Source organism: Devosia rhodophyticola, from assembly GCF_028816475.1.
Lineage (GTDB): Bacteria > Pseudomonadota > Alphaproteobacteria > Rhizobiales > Devosiaceae > Devosia > Devosia rhodophyticola.
The window spans coordinates 1,475,854-1,491,156 of the sequence record NZ_CP118247.1 but is presented as its reverse complement, the minus strand read 5'-3'; the positions used below and the strand labels follow the sequence as shown (position 1 = coordinate 1,491,156).

Annotated in this window: 12 protein-coding genes and 2 pseudogenes; 8 read left to right on the top strand and 6 right to left on the bottom strand. The window is 58.0% G+C overall.

Going from position 1 to position 15,303, the window contains the following annotated elements; genetic code table 11:
* Positions 1-38: 38 nt before the first annotated feature.
* A complete protein-coding gene (locus PSQ90_RS07240) occupies positions 39-1,190 on the bottom strand; it encodes a Gfo/Idh/MocA family protein (protein ID WP_282212724.1) in 1,152 nt (383 codons plus the stop codon).
* 271 nt (positions 1,191-1,461) lie between these two features.
* On the opposite strand from PSQ90_RS07240, the gene PSQ90_RS07235 reads away from it, so the two are divergent.
* Positions 1,462-2,115: a TetR/AcrR family transcriptional regulator gene (locus PSQ90_RS07235; protein ID WP_282212723.1), complete on the top strand. Its 654-nt coding sequence runs from the start codon at positions 1,462-1,464 to the stop codon at positions 2,113-2,115.
* 27 nt (positions 2,116-2,142) lie between these two features.
* On the opposite strand, the gene PSQ90_RS07230 is transcribed toward PSQ90_RS07235, so the two are convergent.
* The gene (locus PSQ90_RS07230; protein WP_282212722.1) at positions 2,143-3,066 is read right to left on the bottom strand and encodes a LysR family transcriptional regulator; all 924 of its coding nucleotides are present in this window, start codon (positions 3,064-3,066) and stop codon (positions 2,143-2,145) included.
* Between the two features lie 301 nt (positions 3,067-3,367).
* Between PSQ90_RS07230 and PSQ90_RS07225 the strand changes: the two genes are divergently transcribed.
* From PSQ90_RS07225 to PSQ90_RS07200, 6 genes are all read left to right on the top strand, one after another.
* Positions 3,368-4,657 carry an ABC transporter substrate-binding protein gene (locus tag PSQ90_RS07225; RefSeq protein ID WP_282212721.1) on the top strand — a complete coding sequence of 430 codons (1,290 nt, stop codon included), beginning with the start codon at positions 3,368-3,370 and terminating at the stop codon, positions 4,655-4,657.
* A gap of 3 nt (positions 4,658-4,660) precedes the next feature.
* A complete protein-coding gene (locus PSQ90_RS07220; RefSeq protein ID WP_282212720.1) occupies positions 4,661-5,614 on the top strand; it encodes a carbohydrate ABC transporter permease in 954 nt (317 codons plus the stop codon).
* 109 nt (positions 5,615-5,723) lie between these two features.
* Entirely contained in the window at positions 5,724-6,497 is a 774-nt protein-coding gene (locus PSQ90_RS07215; protein ID WP_407648208.1) for a carbohydrate ABC transporter permease, read from the top strand.
* Between the two features lie 31 nt (positions 6,498-6,528).
* Positions 6,529-7,545, top strand: coding sequence for a Gfo/Idh/MocA family protein (locus PSQ90_RS07210; protein WP_282212718.1), 1,017 nt, complete (start codon positions 6,529-6,531; stop codon positions 7,543-7,545).
* Positions 7,542-8,627 carry a Gfo/Idh/MocA family protein gene (locus PSQ90_RS07205; protein ID WP_282212717.1) on the top strand — a complete coding sequence of 362 codons (1,086 nt, stop codon included), beginning with the start codon at positions 7,542-7,544 and terminating at the stop codon, positions 8,625-8,627. Before PSQ90_RS07210 ends, PSQ90_RS07205 begins: the two co-directional genes overlap by 4 nt.
* A gap of 12 nt (positions 8,628-8,639) precedes the next feature.
* Positions 8,640-9,719, top strand: coding sequence for an ABC transporter ATP-binding protein (locus PSQ90_RS07200; RefSeq protein WP_282212716.1), 1,080 nt, complete (start codon positions 8,640-8,642; stop codon positions 9,717-9,719).
* 19 nt (positions 9,720-9,738) lie between these two features.
* Here the strand turns inward: PSQ90_RS07200 and PSQ90_RS07195 are convergent.
* A pseudogene (locus PSQ90_RS07195) lies at positions 9,739-10,817 on the bottom strand (citrate synthase/methylcitrate synthase).
* An 82-nt stretch (positions 10,818-10,899) separates the two neighbouring features.
* Between PSQ90_RS07195 and PSQ90_RS07190 the strand changes: the two are divergent.
* Positions 10,900-12,027, top strand: coding sequence for a citrate synthase (locus PSQ90_RS07190; RefSeq protein ID WP_282212715.1), 1,128 nt, complete (start codon positions 10,900-10,902; stop codon positions 12,025-12,027).
* 4 nt (positions 12,028-12,031) lie between these two features.
* Here the strand turns inward: PSQ90_RS07190 and PSQ90_RS07185 are convergent, their stop codons facing one another.
* From PSQ90_RS07185 to PSQ90_RS07170, 3 genes and pseudogenes are all read right to left on the bottom strand, one after another.
* A complete protein-coding gene (locus PSQ90_RS07185) occupies positions 12,032-12,952 on the bottom strand; it encodes a flagellar motor protein MotB (protein ID WP_282212714.1) in 921 nt (306 codons plus the stop codon).
* Positions 12,953-12,976: 24 nt separating this feature from the next.
* Complete coding sequence (gene motA / locus PSQ90_RS07180; RefSeq protein ID WP_282212713.1) at positions 12,977-13,840, bottom strand: flagellar motor stator protein MotA; 864 nt, start codon at positions 13,838-13,840, stop codon at positions 12,977-12,979.
* 262 nt (positions 13,841-14,102) lie between these two features.
* Positions 14,103-15,133, bottom strand: a pseudogene (locus PSQ90_RS07170) (Ldh family oxidoreductase).
* Positions 15,134-15,303 lie beyond the last annotated feature (170 nt).

Here is a 15,303-nt window from a genome sequence, read left to right as displayed (position 1 = left end):
GGGTCACCTCGACGAAGGCCGGGGCTAGTCCGTCGGTGTCAGAATTCCAGTTTCGGCACGTCGAGCCAGCGCCGTTCCTGCCAGCTCTTCAAGCCCAGTTCGGCCAGTTGCACGCCCTTGGCGCCCGCCTCCAGCCCATAAGGCCACGGAGCGTCTTCAGCGACATGGCGCAGGAACATTTCCCATTGCGCCTTGAAGCCGTTTTCGGCCGGCCAATTGTCGGGCACTTCTTCCCAATCGTTGAAAAAATTCATCGTCTGGGGCTGGTCGGGGTTCCACACCGGCTTTGGCGTATTGACCCGGTGCTGGCTCCAGCATTTGTGCAGGCCCGCTACAGCCGAGCCATGGGTGCCATCGACATGAAAGGTCACCAGATCATCGCGCCGCACCCGCGTTGTCCAGCTTGAATTGATCTGGGCAATCACCCCGTCTTCAAGTTCAAACGTGGCGTACGCCGCATCGTCAGTATCGGCCTTGTAGGGCTTGCCATTCTCATCGACGCGCTCGGGAATGTGCGTCGCGCCAAGGCAGGACACAGCCTTGACCTCGCCGAACAGATTGTCGAGCACATAGCGCCAGTGGCACAGCATATCCAGAATAATGCCGCCGCCATCGGCCTTGCGATAGTTCCAGCTCGGGCGCTGGGCCGGCTGCCAGTCACCTTCAAACACCCAATAGCCAAACTCGCCCCGTACCGAGAGGATCTTGCCGAAAAAGCCACTGTCGCGCAGCATCTTGAGTTTCATCAGGCCCGGCAGGAACAGCTTGTCCTGCACCACGCCATGCTTGAGACCCGAGGCTCGCGCCGTCCTGGCCAGATTGAGCGCCACCTCAAGATTGTCCGAGGTCGGCTTTTCGCAATAAACATGTTTTCCGGCGGCCAGCGCCTTTTCGATCAGTCCGGCCCGCATCAATGTCGTGCCAGCGTCAAAAAACACGGTGTCGTCGGGATTGGCCAGTGCCGCATCAAGATCGCTGCTAAAACGCTCGATATTGTGCTTTTTGGCAAGGCGCTCGATCTTGTCTGCGTCCCGCCCGACAATGATCGGATCCACCGCCAGCCGGTCGCCATTCTTGAGTACAATGCCACCCTGATCGCGAATGGCCAGGATGGAGCGCACCAGATGCTGATTGTATCCCATGCGCCCGGTAACGCCATGCATGATCAAGCCCAGCCGTTGTTCTGCCATTTGTCGCCCCTTGATTGATCCTATTTGTAACTGGCTGGTTACTTATTACATTTGGCCACATTTTTTTGTCAAGCCCTATATCGGGCGAGCCATGCGCGTAATGCATGGGACTTTCCGCCAGTTTCTGCCGCATCCCAGTGCTCGCGGTGAACCCGATGTTAGCACAAGTGAGCATCAGCGGCGGTCAGGAGTCACGCCAAAAACCTTTACCCGCTGCGCCCGCGCTGTTATCGCCTAAAGGGCTGCCGCGAACCAATTGGTGTATCTAGTCGTGACCCTGAACGCCCCGCCGACCAAGCGTCCTCGCAATTCGACCAAGACCAAAGCTGCCATCCTGACGGCGGCGCGCGGTGAATTCTCCGAGCGTGGTTTTGAGGGCGCGCGGGTCGATGCCATTGCCGATCGGGCCGGGGCAAACAAACGCCTGCTTTACCATTACTGGGGCAACAAGGAGGCGCTTTATCTGGCGGTTCTGCACGATGCCTATCTCGAAATCCGCAGCGGCGAACGCGAGCTTTCCCTCAGCAAACTTGATCCGGTCGAAGCGGTGGATCGTATCGTGCGCTTCACCTTTCGCCACTATCTGGCCAACCCATGGTTTCCGCGCCTGCTGGCCGTTGAAAACCTGCATAATGCCCGCTTTCTCAAACAGATAGCCGACATTCCCCAGTTGCACTCACCCTTGGTGGCCGAGCTTAAGGCCATCGTCGCCAAGGGCAGCGCGGCCGGCATTTTTCGCGCCGATGTTGATCCGGTACAGCTCTATATCTCGATTGCGGGGCTGGGTTATTTCTATGTCTCCAACATGAAAACGCTCTCGGTCATTTTTGAGCGCGACCTGTCCGAGGTCTATATGGTCCAGGAGCGCGAAGCCCAGGCCGTTCAGATGGTGCTGGACTATTTGCAGACCCGGTCGGACGCATAAGCGCCGCGCAATTTTCGGCCGGGTTGTCTAGGTGGGTGCGCCCAGTCTGATAAGCGCCAGTTCCCTGATACGCCCGATCAGATCTGCGACCCGCTCGTCATCAATGCGCTCGGCGAGGACATAGATGCCCACGGTTTCCGCAGGCTGCGGTACGCTCAGCTCAATCTTGTGAATATCGCGCTTGGCAAATTCGTCGGCCATGACGCTGGTATGACCGAGCACAGCATCGGTCGCACAGACATAGTCGATACACGCCGCCAGCGAGTTGGAGCCAAAGGCAAAATGGGTGCGATCAAACAGGGTCGTTGCGCGGTCCTGACGCTGCATGGCATCAAAAAACCGCTGGTGCCGGGTTTCGGGCGGCGTGCTGCTGACACCGGGAAAGGCGTCGATCTCACTCCGTTCGCGCGGTTGCCCCAACAGCGGATGGCCCGCGCGCACATAAAAGGCGCTGTGCACACTGGTTAACGCCAGAAATTCGGTGCTGGTCGCCGCGTTCAGGCCAAGGATCTCATGGCCGATGAACAGCGAAATATCGCCCGACAGCAATTGATCCATACACCGCAACTGGTTTCCCAGACTCACCTGAATGGGCGCGTTTGGAAACTCCTTGGCATAGTTGAGGACCATGTCGCGGACCAGCAGCGACCACCATGAATAGCCGCAGCCAATGCTGAGCCCCCTTTCCGTGCGCAGCCGCTGGTTTTCAAGCGCATTGATCGTATTGTCATAGAGCCGCCGCATCAGCCGGGCGTTCTCATAAAGCGTTTCGCCATAGGCTGTCAGCCGCATGCCCTGGGACGAACGCACGAACAATTTTACCCCCAGACTCTCCTCGAGCTTGCGCATGTTGAAGGTCAGCGTTGGCTGGGTCACATAAAGCCCGGCCGTCGCCCCGCTGATGCTACCCGCCTCGGCAATGGCCAAAAACTGCTGCAGTAATTTGTCCATATCCAGCTCCTCTCTCGCCACTCTATAGACTAAATCTATATTGTCTCGGCAATTTCGTATTTTTCCCCGCCCCCACTCTATGCCTCTATAATGGCTTGGCCCACGCCTTCCCAAATTTCGAAGGCGGATAATCGGGACGAAAAATGGCGAATTTCTTGCGCTCTATCTTCCATACAAGTGCCTTGACACCACGGAAGGACTGCGTCAAAGTTTGTAACTAATCGGTGAATTAGCGACAGGGAGGTCGCTGTTCAATTCGACGCTGGCACAGCCGGCCAACAAATTTCCAGGGAGGAAGTTAATGACAATTCGTATCGATCGCCGCCAGTTTCTGGTCGGCAGCACGACCCTGATGGCCGCTGGCGCCATGGGTATCAGCCCGGTCCTGTCGCAGGAAGCGCGCCTGCGCCTGTTGTTCTGGGGCGGACAGGCCCGCGCCGACCGCACCTATGGCGTAACGGACCTTTATGACAAGGCCAATCCGGGTCAGGTCGTGGAGGGCGAGTTCCTCGGTTGGGGCGATTATTGGCCAAAACTGGCCACCCAGACCGCCGGTGGCAACGCCCCCGACATCATCCAGATGGACTATCGCTATATTGTTGAATATGCCGACCGTGGCGCCATAGCTCCGCTCGACGACTATGTTGGCGATGTGCTGAAACTGGACGACTTTGATCAGGACCAGCTCGACGGCGGCAAGGTCAATGGCAAGCTTTATGGCATCAGCCTCGGTGCCAATTCGGTTGCGATGATGGTCAACAAAGCCGCATTCGAACGCGCTGGCGTCGAGTTGCCGGGCAAGATGACAACTTATGACGATCTCAAGGCCATGGCCGAAAAGTTCAATGCCAAAGGCGAAATGAAACTGATCGGCGACGGCTCCGGTTCCGAGCCCATGCTGGAAAACTGGCTGCGCCAAAAGGGCAAAGCGCTCTATACAGCCGAAGGTAAGCTGGCGTTTGATGAAGCCGATGCAACCGAATGGTTCGCCATGTGGGCTGACTTGCGTGACGCCGGCGTTTGCGTGTCGGCCGAAGATCAGGCGCTTGATACCGGGCCGCTTGAGACCACCATGGTCACATTGGGCAAGGCGGCGATGATCCCGTCCAACTCCAACCAGTTGGTGGCCTTCCAGGCGATCAACCAGGACGAAATCACCATCACCAACTTCCCGCGCATTGCAACCGACGCCCCTGGCGGACACTATCGCAAGCCCTCGATGTTCTTCTCGGTGGCCGGAAAGTCCAATGACAAGGAAAGCTCGGCGAAATTCATCAGCTTCTTCGTCAATGACAAGGATGCGGCCACGGTTCTGGGCGTTGAGCGCGGCATTCCATGCTCGGCTTCCGTGCGCGATGCATTGGCACCGACACTGGATGACCAGAGCAAGATTGCGTTGAACTTCGTCTCCAATCTGGGTGATCTCCTGGCGGCCTTGCCACCATCGCCACCGGCGGCTGCAGGCGAAATTGACAGTTCGCTCCTGCGCACTATCAGCCAGGAAGTCGGGTTTGGTGCACGTTCGCCAGAAGATGCCGGTCCGGCACTGGTCAGCGGCGCTGCCGAAATTCTGGCACGGGCCGCGAGCTAATCGATGACCGCGCACCCCTTTAGTGCAGCCGATAGCGCCTCCACTTCGGGGCGCGCGGTCACTCCATCCTTCTGGTCACGCCTGTGGACCCGCGATGCACCAGGCTATCTGTTTCTGCTGCCCTGGTTCATCGGCTTTTTTGGTCTGACCCTTGGGCCGATGCTGACCTCGCTCTATTTGAGTTTTACCGATTTTGACCTCCTGACCTCGCCCAATTGGGTCGGGATGGACAATTACACCCGCATCTTTACCGCCGACCCAAAATTTGCCGCCTCGATGCGGGTCACCTTCTTTTTCGTGATCTTTTCGGTGCCGCTTAAACTGGCGTTCGCGCTGGCGGTTGCCCTGCTGCTCAATCGCGGCATGCGCGGCCTGCCGCTTTATCGCGCCGTGTTCTATTTGCCATCTCTTCTGGGTGCCAGCGTCGCCATCGCCGTGCTGTGGCGGCAATTGTTTGCCGGGGACGGCGTGGTCAATGACTTCCTCGCCATCTTTGGTATTGAGGGACCAAGCTGGATCTCTAACCCGCGCTATTCGCTGTGGACGCTGATCGTGCTTTCAGTCTGGCAGTTTGGCTCGCCGATGATCATTTTTCTCGCCGGTCTGCGCCAGATTCCGCAGGACATGTATGAGGCGGCCAGCCTTGATGGGGCCAGCAAGGCGCGGATGTTCTGGAAGATCACCTTGCCGCTTCTGACGCCGGTCGTGTTCTTTAACGCCGTCATCCAGACAATTGATGCGTTCAAAAGTTTCACCCCCGCTTTCATCATTTCGGGCGGCACCGGCAATCCGATCAATTCGACGTTGTTTTACACGCTTTATCTCTATCAGGAGGCGTTTGGCTTTTTCCGCATGGGCTATGCCTCCGCGCTGGCCTGGGTGCTTTTGGCAATCGTGGCGGCCTTTACCGGCTTCTCCTTCCTGACCTCGAAATATTGGGTGCATTATGACGAGTAGCGCTCCCCGCCTGACCGTCGTGACCGGTGCCGATGACAGTGCGGCGCGCTGGCGCAAACGGGCCCTGTCGACGGCCTCTCACGCCGCTCTCATCATCGCCTCGATCTTGATGCTCTATCCATTGCTGTGGATGCTCTCGGCATCGTTCCGGCCGGAGAACGAGATTTTTTCTTCCTCAACGCTGTGGCCGTCCAGTTGGTCGCTTGATGCCTATGTGCGCGGCTGGAACGGGTTGCGGGTCTCCTTTGGCACCTTCTTCCTCAATTCTTTCATCATCGCCATTCTGGCAATCATCGGCAATCTGGCGACTTGTTCGCTAGCCGCCTTTGCCTTTGCGCGTCTCGAGTTTCGCGGACGCTCCTTCTGGTTTGCCCTGATGCTAGGCACGCTGATGTTGCCCTATCAGGTGACGCTGATCCCGCAATATGTGCTGTTTCAGGGACTCGGCTGGATCAACACCATCCTGCCGCTGGTGGTGCCCAAATTCCTCGCCGCCGACGCCTTCTTCATCTTTTTGATGGTGCAGTTCTTCCGCGGCATTCCAAAAGAGCTTGATGAAGCCGCACAGATGGACGGTTGTTCGCCCTGGCGCATTTACTGGAAAGTGCTCTTGCCGCTCTCGACCCCGGTTTTGGCCACGGCAGGCGTTTTCACCTTCATCTGGACCTGGGACGATTTCTTCGGACCACTGATCTATCTCAGCGATATCCGCACCTACACCGTCATGCTTGGCCTGCGCACCTTCGTTGACTCCACCGCGCAGTCGGATTGGGGCGGGCTGTTCGCCATGTCGAGCCTGTCGCTGCTGCCGATCTTCCTATTCTTCCTGTTCTTCCAGCGCCTGCTGATCGATGGCATTGCCACCACCGGCATGAAGCGTTGATCGCCTCAACCACCCTTAGTCAGAGTTTTCCATGACCATCAAATTCGCCGCCATCGGCATCAATCACAGCCATATTTACGGACAGGTGAACTGCCTGCTGCGCGCCGGGGCACAACTTGTCGCCTTCCACGCCGCTGAGGACGATCTGGCCGCCGACTTCGCTGCCAAATTTCCCCAGGCAAAGCGGGTCGAAAAGCCCGAAGTCATTCTTGAAGACCAGTCCATCCCGCTAGTGATCACTTCGGCCATTCCCGGTGATCGCGCCGATATCGCCCTTGCTGCCATGCGTCATGGCAAGGACGTGATGAGCGACAAACCGGGCATGATCAGCTTTGCCCAGCTTGATGAGATCAAGAAGGTCCAGGCCGAAACCAGGCGGATTTTTTCGGTCTGCTATTCGGAGCATTTTGAAACCCGCGCCACCGTCAAGGCCGGCGAACTGGTGCGCTCTGGCGCTATTGGCGAAGTAATCAATACTGTCGGGCTGGGCCCCCACGCGCTCAAGAACAACCCGCGCCCGGACTGGTTCTTCACGCGTGCTCGCTATGGCGGCATTCTCGCCGATATTGCCAGCCATCAATGCGAGCAGTTCCTGTTCTTCGCCGACACGCTGGACGCGGAGGTCGTGTCCGCCACGGTATCCAACCGCGCCAACGCTGACCGGCCGGGCCTGCAGGACATTGGCGACATTCACCTACGCGCCCCCAATGCCACTGGCTACATTCGTGTCGACTGGTTCACGCCAAAAGGTTTGCCGACATGGGGTGATGGGCGTCTGACGATATTGGGCACTGAGGGTTATATCGAGCTGCGGAAATACATCGACATTGCCGGGCGTCCCGGCACCGATCATCTGTTCCTGGTTGATGCCAAAGGCACCCAACATGTTGATTGCTCCGAGGTTGACCTGCCCTATGGCCGCCAGCTGATCAATGACATCCAGAACCGCACCGAAACCGCGATGAGCCAGGCACACTGCTACAAGGCCATGGAATTGGCGCTTCAGGCCCAGCAACTGGCGGAAGCCAATTCGGAGTGGTCAGCATGAGCGGCAAGATTTTAAATGTTGCCCTGGTTGGGCTCGGCATTGGGCGCAGCCATATCGTCGAGGGCTATCTGCCCAACGCCGATAAATTCCGCATTGCTGCCATCTGTGACCTCAATCAGGATCGCCTCGACAGCATTGGTGAGGAATTTGGCATTGAGCAGCGATTGACCGATTTTGATGCCCTGCTGCAGATGGACGACGTCGACATCATCGACGTCTGCACACCCCCCATGGTGCACTATCCCCAGATCATGGCGGCGCTCAAGGCAGGCAAGCACGTCATTTGCGAAAAGCCTCTGGTTGGTTCGCTGGCTCAGCTCGATGAAGTCATGGCGGTGGAAAAGACCGCCAAAGGCAAATTGATGCCGATCTTCCAATATCGTTATGGCGACGGGATCGAGCAGGTCCGCAAAATTATCGGTAGCGGTCTGGCCGGGAAGCCCTATGTCGTCACCGCCGAAACATTTTGGAAGCGCACCAGCGAATATTACGAAGTGCCGTGGCGCGGCAAATGGGCGACCGAACTGGGTGGGGTTCTGATGACCCACGCCATTCATATCCACGATATCGTGACCTATCTGATGGGGCCGATCACCGGCCTTTTCGGCCGCGTCGCCACGCGCGTCAATGACATTGAAGTTGAAGACTGTGTCTCGGCGTCCTGCGTGCTCGAAAGTGGCGCTCTGGCATCGCTGACCGCGACATTGGGCAATCAGGATGAGATCAGCCGTATTCGACTGGCCTTTGAAAATGTTGCCTTTGAAAGCGATCACGAAGCCTATTCGCCCGGCGCCAAGCCGTGGAAGATCATTCCGGCCAACGATGAAGTAGCCGCCAAAATCGATGATCTGCTCAAGGGTTGGGTGCATGTGCCGCCCCGCTTTGAAACCCAGGTCGCCCGTTTTCACGACGCCCTGACAAATGGCGCCGCTTTGCCGGTCACAACCGATGATGCGCGGCGCGCGCTTGAAATCGTCACCGCCTTTTATCACTCGTCTGAAACGCACACTGAAGTCAGTCTGCCGATCGGGCGTGATCATCCAAAATACCAGAGCTGGGTTCCAGCCGCTTTCCGCACCTGAGGAGCCGCCCCCATGACCACCAGTGTTGTTTTGCAAAAAGTGGTGAAGGCCTACGGCGATATCGAGGTCGTTCACGGCATTGATCTGACCATTGATCCGGGCGAGTTCGTTGTTTTCGTCGGCCCATCAGGCTGCGGTAAATCCACCTTGCTGCGGATGATTGCGGGTCTTGAACCCATAACCGGGGGCGATCTGGTGATTGATGGCGAGCGGATGAACGATGTTCCGCCTGCCAAACGCGGCATCGCCATGGTGTTCCAGTCCTATGCGCTCTATCCGCATATGTCGGTTTATAAAAATCTCGCCTTTGGGCTGGAAACCGCCGGGCTGAAGAAGGCTGAAATCGAGCCTCGGGTGCAGCGCGCCGCTGAAATCCTGCAGATCGTGCCGCTGCTTGGCCGCAAGCCAAGAGCGCTTTCGGGTGGGCAACGCCAGCGTGTCGCCATTGGCCGCGCCATCGTGCGCGAACCACGACTGTTCCTGTTTGACGAGCCGCTTTCCAATCTGGATGCCGAACTGCGGGTGCAAATGCGCGTCGAGATCGCCAAGTTGCACAATGATCTGGGCAACACCATGGTCTATGTGACCCACGATCAGGTTGAAGCCATGACCATGGCCGACAAGATCGTGGTGCTCAATTCCGGCAATATCGAACAGGTCGGCACCCCGCTCGATCTCTACAATAATCCACGCAACCAGTTTGTCGCCGGGTTCATTGGCTCGCCCAAGATGAATTTCTTGACCGCCCAACTGAAGTCAGTCGATTCCAAAAGCGCCCTGGTTCACACCGGTGGTCACGATCTGGGTTTGAACCGCGCCGTTGCGGCCAAGGCCGGCGATACGCTGACCTTCGGCGTCCGGCCCGAACATATCACCCTTAACGAGGGCTCTGGCCTCAAGCTGGGCGACATGCGGGTTGATCTGGTCGAACAACTGGGCGGGGCAACGCTTTTGTACACGACCTTGCCCGACGGGCAGAGTCTGGCCATTTCGCTCGAAGGACAACGCTCGGTCGCCTTGGGGTCCGAAGTGACCGCCTATGTCGATCCGGATCGCTGCCATCTGTTCGACGGCACCGGCGCCGCGGCTTGAGCGGAAACCAGTCGATAAATCAGGCGCTGCGCCGTTCGCTAACGGGTGGGCCGACGTAGCGCGACTGCGGCCGGATCAACCGTCCAGTTGCGACTTGTTCCTGAGCATGTGCGACCCAGCCGCCAACGCGACCGGTCGCGAACACGCAGGTAAATGTCTCGCGCGGCAGGCCCAGCGCTTCCAGCAACAGCGCCGTATAAAATTCGACGTTGGTTTCAAGCGGCCGGTCTGGCTTTTTTGCTTGAGCAGCTTTAATGCTGTGGTTTCAACCACGTCGGCCAGCGCCAATCGTTTCGGCGACACCAGGCCCGCTGCTGCCAATCTTGCCAAACCAGACTTGAGCGCGTCGGCGCGCGGGTCCCGAACGCGATAGATGCGATGGCCAAAACCCATCAATCGGTCGCCCCGGTGCAAAGCATCGACAAGCCATGCCTCAGCATTGCCGGGCGACCCGATAGCATCGAGCATATCAAGCACCGGGCCGGGTGCGCCACCATGAAGAGGCCCCTTAAGGGCACTCAGCGCCGCCAGCACTGATGATGTCAGGCCAGCCCGGGTCGAGGCAACTACGCGCGCGGCAAAAGTTGATGCGTTGAGCCCGTGATCGGCGACCGTTACCAGATAGGTTTCAAGCGCTGCGGTCTGTTCGGGCGCGGGCCGCGCACCCCTCGTCATGGTCAGCATATCTTCAGCGTGGCCCAGATTTGCATCGGGGGGAATCGCGGCCAACCCCTGCTGCCGACGGATCAACGCAGCGGTAAAGACGGCGGGCGCGGCGATCAGCCTGTGAGCGGTATTATCGTCTTCGCCGTCGGCCAGTCGCGCCATCATGGCGCGCAGCGCTTCAATCGGTGACAGCGCCGATAATGTCGCGTCGACCGCAGCCAGTTGATCGAAAACCGCGACGCGAGCCTTGGCGACAGCGGATTTGAGAACCTCGGTCTCAGAATTGAGCAGCAAAGCTAGAACAACCTCGAACCCCATGTGACCGGCGAGCGCATCAAGGGAATGACCCGCAATGATCAGTCGTCCGTTTCTACCATCAACATCGGACAGCGCCGTCTCGGCGGCAACAACGTCATCAAGACCAGAATTCATGAGTTATCTCCTTTGCCAACTCAGTAGATCGGCTCTATTATCATTGACGTCAATCTTGATGTAATTGATCAATGTGAGAGCCATGAGTTGGATCACCGCTGAAGCGGCGCTGGCGCAATTGCAGACAAAACCACAAACGCTCTATGCCAATGTTTCGCGCGGCCGCATTCAGTCGCGCCCGGACCCTGCCGATTCCCGACGCTCGCTTTATCGGCTCGAAGATGTCGAACGGTTGGCCCAGAGGCGACCGGGGCCGGGCAGAACTGCAACCGTCGCCAGCCAAACGATTACCTGGGGTGAACCGGTCATGCCTACCGCCATATCCACCATTGCAGATGGACGGCTTTATTATCGCGGCAAGGATGCTGTCGGGCTGTCGCAAACCATGACACTTGAGGCAGTTGCGGGGCTCCTTTGGGCCTGTGCCGATCCTGATTTCGGCGGCGGTACTGAAACCGAAAGCGACAGTGCGCTGAGCGCTTTGGCAGGTTTGGCCAATAGACAATTGCCCACCCTAGGTCGCACGATTGCAGTGCTGAGGGGCGACGCCATCGAAACCGTCAATTCATTGGCCATGGCGCTGACTGGATCGCAGCGGTCCGATTGGGCGTTGCATTTGCGCCTGGCCCATCATTGGCGACGGCCCGACAGCGCCGACATGCTACGGCGCGCGCTGGTGTTGCTGGCCGAACATGAGTTGAATGCGTCAACATTTGCCGTGCGCGTGGCCGCATCAACAGGGGCGAGTCTGTCGGCGGCAACGCTGGCGGGAATAGCAGCATTGGGCGGTCCGCTTCACGGCGGCGCGGCAGTTGCCATGCGCGATTTGAGCGAAACGGCGGAGCATCGTGGCGCCCCGTCGGCAATCAACGTCTATTTGCAACAGGGGCGCCCTGTACCCTGTGTTGGTCACAGGCTATATCCCATGGGCGATATCCGCGCGCGCGCCCTGATGGATCAGTTCGATCTTCCCCCGATTTATGCCGAACTCGACGATGCCATCCAGTCCAAAGTTGGGGAGCAACCCAATATTGATTTCGCGCTGACCGCCCTTGCCGCAGCCTTTGACCTGCCCGATAACGCGCCGCTCACGCTTTTCACGCTGGGCCGTTCAATTGGCTGGTTGGCCCATGCGTTGGAGCAGGTCGGCACGGGTACCCTCATTCGGCCACGAGCCAATTATGTTGGTGAACCGATCAATCTGATTTGAGGCGCTATGGATGCAGGTCGTTGGGCACCGCTGGGGCATCGTAGAGCACTGTAATCTTGATGCGCTCGTTGGCCGCCATATAGGGGTCGTTGGGAAAGAACGGCTCGGTCGTTGACTTACCAACCACGGCATTGACGTGATCGTCACCAAGCCCGAACTCGCCCAGAATTGAGCGCACCACATTGGCGCGATCACTCGAAAGCTCCCATGCTCCATAGCGGGCATTGTTGAATTGCTCACCAACCGCGGTGTGCCCCGAGATCGTTATCTGGTTGGATAATTGCTGCAGAATCGGTGCGATGGCGGCAATGGCCCGGCGGGTGATTTCGAGCGGATATTTGGAGCCCTCGGGAAACATCGGGCGGCCCTTTTGATCAACGATCTGGATATTCAATCCGTCTTTGGTTTCCTCGATCAATAGATTATCGGCGATCTGGGCAATATCGGGCATGGCCTGCCAGGCCTGCCGAATACTGGCGGCGGCGGCATGGAAATTGGGATCATAGCTCGATTTGGGATCGGCACGGGTCGAGCTTGACGCATCAAGCCGGGTATTGTCCTTGCCGTCATTGCCACCCAGAACCGCCCGCAAAGAGCCGTCCTTTCCCCCTTCGGGAGTGAGCGAAACATCCATGGTGGCATTGGGTGCCGCGCCGGCCATTTGTGCACCAGCCTGATCAATCGCGGTGCCACCCAAAATGCCACCGGCACCACTATTGGAGGGGCTGACATTGGGCGGGGCGAAATAGTTAGCCAGTCCTTCTTTTTGTTCAGGTGTAGTCATGCTGATCAACCAGAGCAGCAGAAAAAACGCCATCATAGCCGTCACAAAATCAGCATAGGCAATCTTCCAGGCGCCGCCATGGTGAGCATGGGCGCTTTTCTTGATCTTTTTTATGATAATCGGCTGATCGTGGGTGGCCATGCGACCCTCTTTCCTGCAATGGCTTTAGCTGAGCGCTGCCAGCCCGGCGGTGGATTCATCAATTTCCGAGAATGTCGGGCGGTCCTCTGACATCAGCAGCTTGCGGGCAAATTCAATTGCCAATACCGGGGGTTGCCCCGAAATATGGGCGAGCAATCCAACCTTCATACACAGAAAGTACTTGTTTTCAGCCTCATAGATATTGCGCAGCGCCTGCGCCATCGGGCCAAAAAATCCGTAGGCGACAAACACGCCAAAAAAGGTTCCAACCAACGCCCCACCGATCATGTGCCCCAAAACTTCCGGCGGCTCGCTGATAGCACCCATGGTGTGGATAACGCCGAGCACGGCGGCCACGATCCCCAACGCTGGGGTACCGTCGGCGAGCGCCTGAATGGCTGAAACCACCCGCTCATTTTCCTGATGATGGGTTTCAAGTTCCTCATCCATCAAGGCATCCATTTCGTGGGCATTGTTAGTCCCCAGCGTCACCATGCGCAGATAATCGCACATGAATTCAACCGCGTGATGATTGGCTGCAAATTTGGGGAATTTGGCAAAGATCGACGACTGGCCGGGATCTTCAATATGGGGTTCCAACGCCAGAACGCCCTTGGACTGAACCAGCTTGAACAGGCTGAATTGCAGGCCAAGCAGTTCGACATAGGCGGCCTTGTTGTAGCGCGGGCCGCGAAATAATGTGCCCATGACGCCAAGGCATTGCTTGAGCACCGCGCCAGTATTGCCAATGACAAAGGCACCAGCTGCGGCACCCAGAATGATCAAGACTTCAAAGGGCTGGAACAGCACCTCCATATGCCCGCCCTGGGCCAGATAGCCGCCAAATACACAGGCAAATACAATCAACATTCCAACAAGAAGACGCATAGTCCGAGTTCCAAGTGGAGCTACTTCCGACGAAACTGCCGTCGGATTTTGCAAGACCGCGTCTATCTGTCAGTTCCAACGTGTTCATGCCGCCTTTGATGCCCATGGATCAACCGGCAGCACGAGCGCGTAACGGTTCATCCGATGCGGCGCGTATGGACAGCCCCCAATTTGCTGCCACGCGCCAATATGAAGTCATTAACCTTAACAGCGGGTGTATATTGTTAGAACCCAAAGAGTATTGCTGTAATCGGTGCTGACCTTAACCCTCGGCCGTCCCGCCGGACAGGCGCAAGAGGTCGTCGTGGAGCGCTTTGGGAATGGTAACGGAGCCCGTTTGCTTAGTTCGCAGGCGCGCCGTGTAGCGGCGTTGCGAGGGAAGGCGTGCGCCCTGCCCCACGATGGCGTCAAACAAGGCCTCGGCGCGCGCTTCACGTTGATCATCCCCGTTGCCGGGAAACCGTTGCGGGTCAATCGCTATCAATAGTTCGCCGTGAAACGGGAAGCCCCTTTGCCGCCATCATGGGCCTGACTGTCGATACTGGTCAGATCGCCAATGAGCGGACCCGCCATCAATTCGATCATGGCGGCAAGAGCCGAACCCTTGTGCTCGCCAAAAGTGAGCATCGCGCCGCCCATTGCCGCCGCAGCGTCGGTGGTCGGGGCGCCATCGCCATCAACACCCCAGCCCAGCGGAATGTCTTTTCCGGCGCGTCGGTGCAGCTCGATTTCGCCCCGGGCGACCATACTGGTGGCAAAATCGAACACAAATGGGAAATTGTCCTTGCGTGGCCAGGAGAAGGCAATCGGGTTGGTCCCAAACACCGGCTTTGTGCCACCGGCCGGGGCAACCCAGCTGTGGCTGGGCGTCATGGCCAACCCCACAAGCCCGGCCGCTGCAATTGCTTCCACTTCCGGCCAAAGGGCCGAAAAATGCACGCAATTATTGATCGCCAGCGCCGCAATACCCTGAGATCGCGCCTTCTCGATCAGCGGTGGGAGGCCGCGCTTGAAGGCCAGCAAGGAATAGCCTCCGCGTGCGTCCACCTGAACGACCGCAGGGGCGGCGTCAACAACTTCAGGCACCGCATCAAGCGCCACCATCCCTGCCCTGATCGTCTGAGCACACACGATCAGCCTGTAGAGCCCATGGGAGTGACATTCGTCGCGCTGTCCGGCGATCACCGTTTCGGTGACAGCCGTTGCCTGATCGGGCGAGAGACCCAATGCCAGCAAAGTATCAAGACTTAAGCGTTGAGCTGCCGCCAGCGTCAGTGTCACATTGTCGTTCAAGCGCTCATCCTCCAAAATCCAATTTGGCCCAAAGCCACACAATTCCCCGGCCATGTCAACGCGACCAAACTGTCAGAAATCACCAATCAGTGACCCCAGTTTTTATTTGCGGCGCAGGGCACTGACCATGTAAAACATTGTGGCGCATGAGTAACAGTTGCGGGAATCAG

What these genes read in the sequence shown, in the direction of transcription:
- PSQ90_RS07240 (WP_282212724.1), bottom strand. Translation starts at nt 1,190, where the DNA reads ATGGCAGAACAACGGCTGGGCTTGATCATGCATGGCGTTACCGGGCGC.
- PSQ90_RS07230 (WP_282212722.1), bottom strand. Translation starts at nt 3,066, where the DNA reads ATGGACAAATTACTGCAGCAGTTTTTGGCCATTGCCGAGGCGGGTAGC.
- PSQ90_RS07225 (WP_282212721.1), top strand. Translation starts at nt 3,368, where the DNA reads ATGACAATTCGTATCGATCGCCGCCAGTTTCTGGTCGGCAGCACGACC.
- PSQ90_RS07220 (WP_282212720.1), top strand. Translation starts at nt 4,661, where the DNA reads ATGACCGCGCACCCCTTTAGTGCAGCCGATAGCGCCTCCACTTCGGGG.
- PSQ90_RS07215 (WP_407648208.1), top strand. Translation starts at nt 5,724, where the DNA reads ATGCTCTATCCATTGCTGTGGATGCTCTCGGCATCGTTCCGGCCGGAG.
- PSQ90_RS07210 (WP_282212718.1), top strand. Translation starts at nt 6,529, where the DNA reads ATGACCATCAAATTCGCCGCCATCGGCATCAATCACAGCCATATTTAC.
- PSQ90_RS07205 (WP_282212717.1), top strand. Translation starts at nt 7,542, where the DNA reads ATGAGCGGCAAGATTTTAAATGTTGCCCTGGTTGGGCTCGGCATTGGG.
- PSQ90_RS07200 (WP_282212716.1), top strand. Translation starts at nt 8,640, where the DNA reads ATGACCACCAGTGTTGTTTTGCAAAAAGTGGTGAAGGCCTACGGCGAT.
- PSQ90_RS07190 (WP_282212715.1), top strand. Translation starts at nt 10,900, where the DNA reads ATGAGTTGGATCACCGCTGAAGCGGCGCTGGCGCAATTGCAGACAAAA.
- PSQ90_RS07185 (WP_282212714.1), bottom strand. Translation starts at nt 12,952, where the DNA reads ATGGCCACCCACGATCAGCCGATTATCATAAAAAAGATCAAGAAAAGC.
- motA (WP_282212713.1), bottom strand. Translation starts at nt 13,840, where the DNA reads ATGCGTCTTCTTGTTGGAATGTTGATTGTATTTGCCTGTGTATTTGGC.